General features: G+C 58.1%; 11 protein-coding genes. 4 read left to right on the forward strand and 7 right to left on the reverse strand.

Features of this window, described 5'->3' with window-relative positions:
- Positions 1–69 precede the first annotated feature (69 nt).
- Positions 70–645, reverse strand: coding sequence for a hypothetical protein (locus tag ACVMIH_RS36585; RefSeq protein ID WP_456865105.1), 576 nt, complete (start codon positions 643–645; stop codon positions 70–72).
- Between the two features lie 288 nt (positions 646–933).
- A complete protein-coding gene (locus ACVMIH_RS36590; RefSeq protein ID WP_456865107.1) occupies positions 934–1,158 on the reverse strand; it encodes a hypothetical protein in 225 nt (74 codons plus the stop codon).
- Positions 1,159–1,538: 380 nt separating this feature from the next.
- On the opposite strand from ACVMIH_RS36590, the gene ACVMIH_RS36595 reads away from it, so the two are divergent.
- The gene (locus ACVMIH_RS36595) at positions 1,539–1,775 is read left to right on the forward strand and encodes a hypothetical protein (protein ID WP_456865109.1); all 237 of its coding nucleotides are present in this window, start codon (positions 1,539–1,541) and stop codon (positions 1,773–1,775) included.
- Between the two features lie 1,262 nt (positions 1,776–3,037).
- On the opposite strand, the gene ACVMIH_RS36600 is transcribed toward ACVMIH_RS36595, so the two are convergent.
- From ACVMIH_RS36600 to ACVMIH_RS36610, 3 genes are all read right to left on the reverse strand, one after another.
- Positions 3,038–3,277, reverse strand: coding sequence for a hypothetical protein (locus ACVMIH_RS36600; RefSeq protein WP_456852849.1), 240 nt, complete (start codon positions 3,275–3,277; stop codon positions 3,038–3,040).
- A 1,293-nt stretch (positions 3,278–4,570) separates the two neighbouring features.
- Positions 4,571–5,089, reverse strand: coding sequence for an SET domain-containing protein (locus tag ACVMIH_RS36605; RefSeq protein WP_456865111.1), 519 nt, complete (start codon positions 5,087–5,089; stop codon positions 4,571–4,573).
- Positions 5,090–5,927: 838 nt separating this feature from the next.
- A complete protein-coding gene (locus tag ACVMIH_RS36610) occupies positions 5,928–7,313 on the reverse strand; it encodes a hypothetical protein (RefSeq protein ID WP_456865113.1) in 1,386 nt (461 codons plus the stop codon).
- A gap of 345 nt (positions 7,314–7,658) precedes the next feature.
- On the opposite strand from ACVMIH_RS36610, the gene ACVMIH_RS36615 reads away from it, so the two are divergent.
- Positions 7,659–8,732: a hypothetical protein gene (locus ACVMIH_RS36615; RefSeq protein ID WP_456865115.1), complete on the forward strand. Its 1,074-nt coding sequence runs from the start codon at positions 7,659–7,661 to the stop codon at positions 8,730–8,732.
- A gap of 384 nt (positions 8,733–9,116) precedes the next feature.
- Positions 9,117–9,326, forward strand: coding sequence for a hypothetical protein (locus tag ACVMIH_RS36620; RefSeq protein WP_456865117.1), 210 nt, complete (start codon positions 9,117–9,119; stop codon positions 9,324–9,326).
- A gap of 13 nt (positions 9,327–9,339) precedes the next feature.
- Here ACVMIH_RS36620 and ACVMIH_RS36625 read toward each other — a convergent pair whose 3' ends face one another.
- On the reverse strand, positions 9,340–9,501 hold the full coding sequence (locus ACVMIH_RS36625; protein WP_456865119.1) for a DUF2934 domain-containing protein: 162 nt from the start codon (positions 9,499–9,501) through the stop codon (positions 9,340–9,342).
- A gap of 526 nt (positions 9,502–10,027) precedes the next feature.
- On the opposite strand from ACVMIH_RS36625, the gene ACVMIH_RS36630 reads away from it, so the two are divergent.
- Positions 10,028–10,417 (forward strand): DUF3102 domain-containing protein, encoded by a 390-nt coding sequence (locus ACVMIH_RS36630; RefSeq protein ID WP_456865121.1) that lies wholly within the window; start codon positions 10,028–10,030, stop codon positions 10,415–10,417.
- A gap of 972 nt (positions 10,418–11,389) precedes the next feature.
- Here ACVMIH_RS36630 and ACVMIH_RS36635 read toward each other — a convergent pair.
- Positions 11,390–12,394, reverse strand: coding sequence for a hypothetical protein (locus ACVMIH_RS36635; protein WP_456865123.1), 1,005 nt, complete (start codon positions 12,392–12,394; stop codon positions 11,390–11,392).
- Positions 12,395–12,408 lie beyond the last annotated feature (14 nt).

Below are 12,408 nucleotides of genomic sequence, written 5' to 3' on the forward strand. Positions count from 1 at the left end.
TGAAGCAAACATCCAAGCAGATGCGCTGCATGAGTTGCGGCGACCCGCAAGCCTCTCGTGCGAGGTCCATCATCTTGGATACAGGCAGATTGACTTGCAGCCTCGCAAAACCGGACTTCGCAATCTCGACCAGATCAGGTGCGGCCCAAAAGGTTGTGTCAACTTGCGCGAGCCTCGCCCCAGCTCTGGATTGTTCCTCACAACGTTGTCGGCGCGGTGCGGCACCGTAGCGGTGCAAATCTTGATGCTGCGCTCGCTCGCCGCTTTGATCTGGCGAGCAACGTCCTCCTGCGCCTCAGCGGTCGGAATGTAGTGAAAATCGTCCAAGGATACGACGTACTCGCTGTTTCCGATATCCCGCACGATGCGAGAGAGCGAGGCGTCGGCTCTCGTCGTCGTGACGCTGCTGGATTTGGTGCCTGTGGTGTCAAACGAACCTTTACCACTAGCCTCAGCGACGAATAACGAGCCTTTGCCGCCAGCCTCTATCCCTAACTTGTTGGCGCGGCTCTCACTAGATTGTTCAGCGACAGTGCTCGGTGCATCCATCCACGAAAGAACACGCTCCCAAAGCTCCGATCCACTTCTGACCTCGGCCCTAAAAACGTGGATCAGATTGTCCTCTCCGACCAGCCTTTTCGCCAAAACGGTCTTTTGCCGATTTCGAGGGGCTGGATAGTGACGTCACTACATTGGGCGTCGCGAGAGCCTCTTCAATTTACCTTCGAGGTCCTCCTTCGGACGTTCGATATACGTGTACTCAGGGAATTGGTTCGGTGTGAAAACATCGGTTGCGAACAATTTCATGGAGAGATTAACCTCGCCCGTTCAAAGTAGGCCCTGACTGAACCGGAAGTAACAGACCCGTGCAAGCTGTGCGAAGGTCTACCCACTACCAAACGCACTGTCGGGGGCAGCGCAGATGGCTCGTCGCTAGCGGTCGATCAGACCCCGCAGGATGGCTTCCGCGCGCGCAGAGACGGCCATGTAGTGCTTGGCGGCCTTGATGGACTTCAACCGCCTCGGGTCGTTCTTGGCAATATCAGGATCAGCTAAAAGGCGTTGCAGCCGCGCCCTGCGCCATGCCTGCACGCGACGGAGGCGCGGCAGGATCGGTGGACGCTCCTTAAAAACACCGGCCCGTTTCTCGCTCGTCACCCCGGATGCTCCTCTTGAAGTTGTGAGCCTAGCGCAACACGCGACGCGCGTGGAAGAGGTTTCCGGTATCCTACGGACAGCTCTGGTTCATGACTTTAGACACTTCTGCGACTGCCAGGGCCACGAGAGATTAAACGCGCGCCAGCGGCGGTTCTGCGGTGCTGGGGCGGGCGGTCCCGGCCATCCCATTCTAGCTACCCCACGGCGGGGACCGTCTCGCCTGCACAAGGTAACCGCCCGATGCCGTATGACGATCGCCTGTCACGCCGCCTCGTTGAAGCTGGCGTGCTGATCGTCATATTTTGGGCGATCGGATATCTCACCTATTGGTGGTTCTTTGGATGACAAACGAGGGTGTCGCCGCGGCGGGATGGGTGATCATGGTCGCCGTCTTCGATGAGGGCGGCAATTTCGGGCACATCACATACGCGGTGGCGATCCCTAATGCAGCCGACGCCATCACGGCTGCTATGAACGACTGCTCCGGCGAAGCGGCGACGGCGGCTTCGCAACTCAGCGAAGAAGAGTTGCGGGACCTTGGCCTTGATACAGGTGAGGTCCTAGTCCTGTTCGACAACAAGACGGACCCAATCACCTCAGGTGCTCGGTTGAACTAGAAATCGATGACTTTTTCTCGTCCGGCGTATCGTGCCGATCCGCAATCGCCTCGACCGCTCACCGATCGCCCAACATTCGCACCGCCCTGATGCTGCCCGAATTGGAATTACTCAATCAGGCACGGCTGAAGCTGCGCCGTCAGGCGGTCCTGCCACCCAATGGACTACCCCACGGTCAGGACCGCCTGTTTCTTTCCTCTGGGGACGAACCGGACGGGGGTGAAAGGTTTCGCCCCCATTTTTCCCGTTCAGGCTATCAAGGTATCGAAATGCGGAAGGAGACCGCGCCATGCGCATATTGTTTCTTGGAGTGACGCTCGCACTGCCGATCGCCTTCATGACTTCGCCGGTGACGGCGTTGCCCCGATCGCCTGCTTACCCCCTCGCGGCGGGTACCACGAACAGCACTGAGCTAATTCAAGTAAGAGGCGGTGGCGGCTGGGGTCACGGTCACGGCTGGGGTCGTGGCTACGGTTATCGACCATTTGGCTGGAGTCGCGGTCGCAAGGTCGGCTGGCGCGGACACGGGTGCCCGCCCGGTCTCTGGAAGCAGGGGCGGTGCTGAGCGGCCCGGCGATCGTCCAAGCTATCGAGATCGTGTAGAGCCTCGCCGTCGTAGCTGGCTTCGTCGCCATGCCGCATTGATTTCAAACACCGCGACGATAGCGGACCACACAGCCAAACCTGCCACGCCCAACATGAACAATGTCGCTTCGGTCATTGGACAAACCAGTCATGGCCCTCGCCGCAGTGCAGTAAGGCGGTCCCTGATATCCGGGGCTGGCGGATGAACCATCAGGGACCGCGCACCGCGCTGGCGGACTCACTAAGTCGTGAAAAGCGGAAATGGTTCCGGCCCAGTACGCCGCACAAACCTCCGGAGCGCAGCTACGGCGAATAGCAGGTGCGAGAAAGCGGAACGAACAGCCAGAAACGGTGTTGCTGTGTCCAAGCGCGGCGGGTTCTAAATTCATGGCGCCCAGACTTGCCAACGCGCTTGGACCGCGCTGTCCCCGTTGCTCGATCCGGTCGTCGGGCGACGGGGCCTTCGTCATCAGGTGTACTTCACATGCATCCGCGCCGAGACTTTCACCAGATCAACATAGCTATTCCGATAACGACCAGAGGGGTCAGTCCGATCAACACAATGCAAATGCTAGAAAGCACGCTACTTCGCATGGCAAAATCATCCCTAAAAGTCAGGGAGAATACGCTAGGTGCGCTAGATAGCCGGTGCAACCTCTAAGATATTTTTGGCAAGATCATTCAACTTTTAACGAGCCGGTTCCGTGCGCTACAATGGGATTGGTGGCGAGAAACGTGTTTGAGCCGCTGCCGAAGCGGTTCATCGTTTGCTCGACGGCATCTGCGAGCGCTCCGTATTGCTCCGCCAGTTGCTTGAACAGTTCGCGCTTTGCTGGATCGGTTGCTAAGTCTCGGATGAGTGCGCATTCCGCAGCGTCCTTGCGGAGTTTTTCCAGTCTGGCCGCCATGTCCTGCATGTTGCCCTCCTTCGCACGGTGCTCGGATTAACGATCTTGACGAGGCATGGTTCAGAGAAGTTCCGACGCTTCACAGTCGACGGAAGCGAGTCGCCCATGCGTTATTTTCGGACGGGCAGGGCAAGAACACCGGCCATCCGGGGAGGCCGCTCAGCGACTCTCCAAATGGCTTCTAAGGGTTTCTATTTACACCGCAAATCGTGGTCTCAGGGGGCTGTTGCGTATCGGCGCAACCAGCCCGCCAACGTGACCAAGGCGCAAAACTCTAGTTCTGGGTGGTCCAAACTTCGGTCTCGCTGCAAGTCACTTGGCGTACCTAACCGCTGCTGGATGAAACTTCAGTGGCAGGTCACTTGGTGAAGCAAGCATTTGCTCCTCGCATAAAGCAAGCATGTCCATTTCCTTCCTTCGGCTTTGTCAGCTTGTGGATAAGCCTCGTCACCTTCGTGGTCGGAGGCTCGTCGGCTCTTGGCTTCGGCCATGTCAATTTGGCTCAGATAGTGTGCCGCTCTCCTCCAACAGAGCACGCCGTCGCTCCATCTTCGCGCGCGTGAAGTTCCTGTCCGGGTTGTTCGCGGCCTTGAACTTGCTACCGTCGATGGCGACGGCTGGCCGCCGCCAGAAGGCCCGTTTCTTGGCAGAGTTCGACGAAGCTCGCACACACCTTGCGCAGCGCCAGGCCGTCGTCCTTGCGGAAGTCCGCAATCGTCTGTGATCGGGAGCGAGCCGAACCAGCAGCCACATCACGTCGACATTGCGCCCGGCCTCTCGTTCCAGCCGCCAGCCCCCCGACTGCACCCGGGTTTAGATAGCCTAAATGTAAAGCCTGAGGAGCGCCGAGGGATGGTACGATGGCCAACCGCCGCCGGCTCTGCAACCTCAAAGCCTATCTCAGCCGAGCGCATCGACAAATACGTCGTCACGCGAACCGGGCTGCTCTCGTCAATCAAGTCGTCGAGGCATTCGGGGCAGCAGCGTCCGCTCCCACGGTCTGCTTCTGCATGAACGCCGCTCCAATTCCCTTAAAGACTCACGGGGGACGCAGCAGCCCAGTGTTTTCGCTGCCAGGACGCGTTGCGGACATTAGCGAGCAAAAAAGCGAGTCAGTAACGAAGCCTTAGGTTGGCACAACAGGCGTAGTGAACTCCCGCGTTCGTGCGCGGCCGCGGCACGTCGAACAAGACCGCGCTCACGATGATCTTCAACTCGCGTCGTCTCGATGGGGGACAGCCGCTGCCGAAACTCTTCCCGGTGTAAATTCGCCGACGGAATCAACGTCGCCAGACCGCAAACTCAATCCAACGCCGCTTGGCGCCTTCGGGCTCCAGGATTCGGCGCCAGCTCTTTAACCCACGATAAATCGCACCGTGGATCGAAAGACAAGTAATCGCAAGTCAGTTCTTCACCGGGTTGTACGTCACGGGCTGTGAAAATTCGGCGATGATCCTCTTGATATGTGTTTGGCTGACTGCTGTGATTCATGAAACGGGCATTGTCAGCATTGTACTCTAAAACACCATCATCAACATCGCGGTCTCTTGGATAGGCATGCTTGTCAAGTAAAGCTTGAAATGTTGGAGGAAGGGCTTCGTACTGTTCAGGCGTCACGGCAATGTCAACGATTGGATTATGAATCCAAACCAACGTGCCTTTAGGTAAAAGAGTGGCAGAGAAAAGTCCGATGCCGCCAAAGCGGTCTGGCTTCAAAATGGTTTCAACAATCAACACTGAAATATCCCCAGAAGTGACTAACACCCAGCAAGCTAACTGACCTAAGTCCCGCAAATCTCCTGCAAGAATCGGTAGGGTCATCTAATCGCGCATCCACCACGATTTCGAGTTTTCTTCGATCTCTGCATTGTTTTCGGTGCTGCTGCTGTCGGATCAGGATTCTCAGTGAACTCGGCGAGCGTCGGTGGCGTAGTTGGGAGGATCTATGCACTGCTCTCAGAGGTTTCAGCGACTATCTGCCTCAAAAAATAGGAAGGGCATTGCTGGCCGGCTTTCCGCGGAGGCGCTGGATGCTGATGTCAAGAGCTATAACCAGGACACTGGCGTTGGCGGCAACGTCGGCGCAGCACTGGCTCAGCTGCGGAAGTCATCGGTGGGCGCTAGAGCGATGGCGATCGCGCCCGGTATCCCGACCATTGCTGATCCCGAAGATACGGCACTGATAGGCTCGAGGCGGATGGACGACGCCGCAGACGCCGTTGGCCAGAGGAGCTTTTGCGGAAGGCCACGACCAGGATATGCATCTGGGGCTGATGGACCACCAGATCCGTCGTCGTCGGGTGCCGCCAGCTCAGTCGACCGGGGTTTCAATGGGAGGCAGGAAGCAGCCTCTTTACTCCGAGGATGCTTCCTTTATTTCGGGGCTTGAGCAGGGCCTTACGAAGGGCAATGCCGCCAAACGTGCCGTCAAGAACACCGTAGGTGTTTCTTCGCAGCTTTGGCGGCCTGCTAACAAGAGGCGGTGGCCGTTCGGTTGAACGAGGAGTCGCTGAGCGATGATGCGCGCAAGTTCATCGGGGAGCGCTCATCTGCACCGCCCATAAGGTCGCCAAGCTCGCAAGAGTCGCTGGAGCAAGCTATCGTCCATTAACAAGCCCGATACCAGAGCTATCTGGACGGGCTCCTAGCGTCGGGAGTGTCAGTCGGCCTCCATTCGTGGGTGATGGATGAGCCGAACGTCATTGGGCCCTCCCGGGCCCAAGAGGGCGGTGTAGCGCTCGCCACGAATGTCGTACTGTTTTGCCGGCTGCGCCGCGTCCGGCAAGAGGCCCCAGCGGCCGAGCTTCGAGAGCATCGTGTCCGGGGCGGGTTGGGTGCCGTGCGAAAAGCCCTCGGGAACGGCCCATGATGCAGCATAAATCTCGCGGGCCGCGGGGGACGGCGTCTCAGCCCTGGCGGACGCCGGAGCGGCTTTTTCCGTCGACCGTCCAAGCTGCGCTTGCGAGGCCCGATTCGCCGGCTGCGCACTGGGGTTCGGAACGCCTTCCAGTCGAAAGCCGGGACGCATGGCAGCGCCTGGCGGATTGAGTGGGCTGCTTCGCCTCATCGTCGCCGCGGGCACGAACAGCGCGGTGTAGCGGTCAGTGTGAACCACGAAACTGTTGGGTCGGCTGTCCTGGATCGGCGGGGTGCTGCTACCGTCAAGCGCAGCCGACGCGTGCTGGTCGCCCTGCCGGAAGTTGAGAGGACGAACGACCGCTCCTAAATCCAGGGTCTGCTGATGGCGCGCGGTTGGCTCGAGAGACGATGATGGGCCGGCGTCTTCCGCCATCGCCCACAGCTGATCCTGATCGTAACCTTCCTCAGGAAGGACCAATGGCGAAGCGACCGCTGGCCCGAAAGGCGACGGTGCGCCGGTGCTTTCCATCAGCACACGAGCCATTGAATTGCCCGGCTCGCTCAGCTGGCGCTCAATAGCATCCAGTTCCGCATGGCTTAGCGTCCTCTGCCTCTTCGCAGGACTCAACTGCCCGCTGAAATCCTCACCCATGAGGGCCGCGTGACTTGAAAGGGAGGCGCTCCCCGTCCGTTCATTCGCAGCCGGCTGGTAACCGTCGCTCCAGTTGAAGTGACGAACGGCTTCGCCGGGATCCGATGCCTGGTGATCGCGCGCGGTTGGGTTGAGAGACGGTGCTGGGATGGCTTCGTCCATCATCCCCCGCAGCGGATCCTGATCGTGATGTTCCGCAGTCAGCTGCCTCGGCCAACTCAAAGCTTCTCGCGGCGCGCTGTGCTGCGCGGCGGCGCCCCCGAGGCGTCTGGCAACTACATCTTCGGGATGAGGATCTTGGGCCCTATGGTGCACAAGTTCCAACGCCTCGGTGAGTCTACGGTCTTCGTCGAACAAACGAGGATAGTAGTGATCTGGAGAAACAGGAACCCCTGCGACGGCACGGGTATCAAGCTGCGACACTTCATCCAAATACGGCTCAAACTCCGCTTGCTGCTGTTGCGGTTGTGGCTCCGCGGCGTTGTGAGCAGCGCGATCTTGGTTGAATGGGTTGATGCTGTTAAATGGGTCCATGTCACCTCCCGTTTGAGTCGGTCGCAATCCCGAGCAGATAGTGTCGCTCTCTGTTCTCGCTCTATTAGGTTCAGCTGTCGACAAGCTGACGCACTTAGAGACTTAAGAGAGCCAAATTGGCTAGCCCGGCTGCCACACTCACGCGAGGGACGCGCCAGGGATGCCGGAATGCATTTTTCGGAAACACTGGCTGGGCTGAGTCGGAGCCGGCACCGTAGCGTCGGTAGCCGAGCGGGAAGCCCCCGAAAAGTTGGCGGTCGGTCCCATTCCTTTCCTCACTTGTCAGCTTCTCGAAAGACGCACCTGCCAAGATCAAACTGAACGTCACGTGCGCGAGGGGAACAGATGAACATCGATCCACCAAACACATTAGAACCCTTGACCCAGCAGCAGCGGACGCAGCAACAGCCGGGCGGCCTAAGCGCACAAACCAGCTCACCAGCACATCCGTCGCCGGATCAAGCGGACTTTGAGCAGCAGCTGAGCGAACTGCGGTCACACCGAACATCATATTCAACTGCCGCTTCGACGGATTCCCGGATTGGATCACCCTCGACCATGACGAGGGGCAATCGGAGAGCGGCCGCCATCCAGGAAAGCGAGCGGTGCCCGGCCGCATCCTTCGTCAGGGGGCGCGCCGAACTTGCCGCATCGCTAGCCGGAGCGAGCGTTAAGGCGCTGAAGAACGAGATCAAACTCGCTGCACAGCGAGCCGCTCAGTGGCAACGAACTGCCGGATCTTCTGCCGGCAGTATCGACGGCGACCGCATTTTCGACGATGTGCTGGCATCATCGTATCTGTCGCTGCACCGCTTTCAGAACGAGGACATCGATTGTGAGCCCATTCTAGACAAGGAGGTGAGTGCCATCGCGCATGTGCGTTCCCTAGCCGGTTTGCGTGCTCAGGCTAGCCCGCATGTTTATAAGGCTGCTATCTGCTCGGACGACGAAAGGGAGGACGAAATTGATATGGCGCGTCTCGCGGCATGGCACACGAAAGGCGTTACAGAGAGTGCTTTTGTGTCATTGTGCCAGACCCCCTCGCGACTGCTCCTTTCAAAGGACCACAGCGAGAATGGCGCGAACGCGATTGCAAGGAACGCTAAGAAGCTGCACACTTATACGGTACCAAGCGTCACCGCCTGGCCGATCAAAAAGATCAACGATATTCTAGAGCGTGGGCATGCTCGCGGAGATGAGGAGCTGCGAGATTGGTTAGGGGGAATACCGCGCGAGGAGACCGAGGTCTTGTTTCTGGGCGGCAATCTAGCTGATTATCGGACAGCCAGCGTGGATAATTCGAACATTACTAGCACACCGCAAGATCGTGCACCGATCAAGAAAGCGAGGATCACCTTCGATGCGCCCGAGATGATGACGGACTCTCGAGCTCATTGCCCCTCGGATTCCGGCAACTGACCCTCTCAGTCCTGACGAGCTATCGACTGCGGTCGAATCGGGCGGGACTGGCGCCCCTGCTTTCAGCTGTTTGGAAGTCAAGCGTGCCGAGCGCATGCGCGTCCGGTCCGAAGGCCGGGCCCCTCGTCAGGTCGATAGCCAAGTCAGCGAAAGCGATCATGCTTCGCCGAGAAGGACCTGTTTTACGGAACCCGACCGTGATGCTGTCTTACCCACCAGGTGCGCCGTCGGCACCAAGCGTGAATTTGGATCTTACCCAATGTTACCCAACGTTGGTTTGAAAGCCGCCTCAAGGCGAAAAAATGACGGATTAGCATCCCTGCCCCGCGGCCCCGGAAGAGGAGGGCGCGTGGGTTCACGGGCCAAAGAGCCTAGAAGGGAATGATGACAAGAAAGCTCGCCGCTTCTCGCGGTTATTGGTTGCCCGAAACGTTCTGTTCCACGCTTTTTGCCGGAACGGCCGTGGTCTTCACCCAAGCCAAGGCGGACGACATCAATTGGCGCCAGTTTGAAGGCGCATCGATCGTTTGGGCCTACGACATTCATCCGTATGCCGACGCGGTCGCGGCCCAATCGCCGGAGTTCGGCCAATGAGCAGTTGGCGTCCTCAGAGAGTGTCGGGGGTGCGTAGAGGCGAGCTCTTATCCTCGTTGAGCAACTGTTGTTCGGTGAGACGCCAGAATTCCTCGTCGCGTCCTTCCGGCTTGCCGGCCTTTTCCCAGAGCTGATAGGCGCGCACTGCGACTGTTTCGTCAATCCGTCTGTTCATAGGATTTCTCCGGAGCTTCAACGGACGGAAGCTTCATGCGTTCCAACGTCCTGGGCAGGCCCTTGAACGAACTGGCGCGTCGCAACCTTTCGGTTGTGACGTCGCGGTATTCGAGTCGGCAACAATCGACGCCTACAGCGCGACAATCAGGATGAGAGCGGCGCCTCAACCCATCGAGCCTTCGCCTTTTCTGACTGGCTCGGTGAGCGTTGACTTCGGGCTCACGACTAGAGTCGAACGGCTTCGCCGATTGGCAGGACACTGTCTGCGATCAACTAATCCCGACCTTGCTCATCTAGCCCAGCTACCGGGCCTTCCGGCTTGCGCAGGCAGAGGCGCCGTATAGGCCTGATGAAGCCGAACCGGAAGCTCCTCGCGTTGGACCCTTCACGTCCAGTAAGCTTCGGTTCTCTCCAGCGATAGGGTTCATCCGCCTTTCGAGATTAGGCCACCTCGTATTTGAGCTGCCAGTATCCTGAAACGGGTTGCTGGCCATCGCCAACCAAGTACTGGCCAAACAGCGCGAATGGGCTCAGCAGCCAATTGTAGAACAAACAAGTCTTGCAATATCACCTTGCGCTTGATCGGTGGCGCTCGCGCAAATTCGCAAGCTGACCGTATTAGGCAGCAATGTGCCATCTCAGTTATCGGCAAGGCCCTAATAGAGGCGAAGCGATACTTATCTCACGGTGAGTTCCTTCGTTGGGTCGAAAGTGAGGTGTGCATCGCGTTCTGCTCAAGCCTACACGCGGGCTGCCAAGTGGGTCGCAGACGAACACGCAACCGTCGCGCGTTTGTCGCCGTCAGCCCTCTACTTGCTCTGTGCATCCGGCAGCCAGAAGAATTCGCAGCTAACATCCTAAAGCCTATAGAAGCTGTGGAATATATTCCTCTCTCGCCATGCGCGCCGAGCTAAAAATGTTTCGTTCCACCGAACCTCAACCGCGGCCGAAGATCGGCTAGATCGGTCCAATTTGGATGCGACGAGAGCAGGGTGGGGCACGACCGGGGTCGTGAGCGAACTTGTCGCTATCCTGATACGGAATCTGCCAGCTCACGATCTCGCGCGGGTGCGAGAGATAATGACCAGCGACGTGGTGCTTTCAGATCCCCTGTTGGTCCAGAATTTGGAGCGCGCTTTTCAACGGATAGCAGAGGATTGCGGTACTCCGCAAACGAACGTCGGCCTGCAGACGCAATGCTCGAGCCCTCGCTCAGAGCCAGATGTGCCAGTCGCGACCAATTAGAATCAGCGTTTCCGGAATTGCCCCAATGGGCGGTAGAATCGATATCGAAGTCTTCCGACATATTGGGATGATGCTGCAAATGCGATGCGCGCGCACCCATGTTCTCGGCATATCCAAGCTCCTTTGTAGGGCTGTGAGCGCGTTTTGAGGGCGCAACTTGCCAAGCAAACCGCCAAATGCCAAACAGGAAAAGCCGCGCAAACTTGTGAGAAGCGAACGATACAAGGTCCCATCAATCAATTCCGCACTCGCCGTCAGTTTGCTATTGACTCGAAAACAGTCGTGATGGCGCACTGAATTCCGAGCACGTGAAACGCAGGCCTCGATGATAAATTCCCGAAGTATGGGAAATTGGAGGCCTGGCGAGCCTTGGTTGCGCAAAAAATGGTCTATGTCGAGCGTTGACTGCTCGTGTAGCGACAACGTCTTAACGCTCAGCTTCGGGATAGAACGCCATCTCGCGGAGGCTGAGGCCGATGTTCGCGTGCGCGATTTAGTTTCTCGCGAAACGGGTGCTGCCATGCGATCGCCTCGTTGGCTGCGAGCACCGCGAACAGCGTGTTCACGTTGATAGCCACCGGACATTCAACACCCTTGATGTTCCGACTTTCGCCGCTCGATCGGCAAGTCAGCCTCTCGCACTAAAAGTCCTTCCAATCGGAGGCGCGGTCTGGATCACATTGACTGACTGCCGACTTCTTGCACACCTTCAATGATGTGATCGGATGAATTTCCCAGAGCGAGAAACGCTTCGGTTGTCCATTGAGCGGATTGTTCTCATCACCGTTCGTTACGTGCATGTTGTCATACAGCAGGGCTCCTTCTATGAGGAGCACCTTTCCGCGCAATGTGGCTATGTCTGCCGAAGTCCAGTTATCTGGCCGATCCTGCGGGATCATCTCAACAACGATCCCATCGAATTCACTGCCGTTTCGTTTTTCCGTGACCGAGATGTGAAGATCGTTTTTGGCTTCGCCCTTCAAATTGCAGTTCACGGACTCGCCCGTATTTGCGTGTGGCTTTCCTTTCGACAAGAACGCAACCAAGCGCACCAGGGAGCCTTCGCCCACCGTTCCCTCGGCTGTATCAATGTTCTTGATTTTGTCTCGATCGGACGGTGCTATGTCCACGCCCTGGTCCACGAGCTCCTCCGCCCTGCTTTGCAGCTGGGAGAAGGTGTCGAAAGTTACTGTGATCGGCGCGCCGACTGGCGGCGTTGTCCGTTTTAATTGATTGAGCAGGCCATGGGCACTGTCGGCCGCCGCGCAGCCCGTAGGCTTTCTTGTGGTGCAGGCGTTCAACGTCTCCGGGGATACGCATGGCTGCGCTGATCCTTCAAGTGCGATGCTGGATAGATCCGGTTGGGCATTGGTCTTGACGTCTGCCGCCAGAACCCACCCGATCGGCCCCTTTGGGAGCATGACACGCAGATACTTTCCCTTGCGATCGCCCCTCACCCAGCGCAGGTCCGTGTTGGGGTCGATCGTCTTTGACGCGGCCGCTTGGGCGTTCGGTGCGATCTTGAAGGCCGTTTTCTTGTTGGTTGTCACCTGTCCAAAAACTGGAGTGTCTTCCTCGGCGGTAGCGCTCGCCGAGTTGAAAGACGCCAAGACAATTGAAAATCCGATCAAAAGATAAAGGTTCATTTCACTTCCCTCTA

Source organism: Bradyrhizobium sp. USDA 4503 (assembly GCF_054055815.1).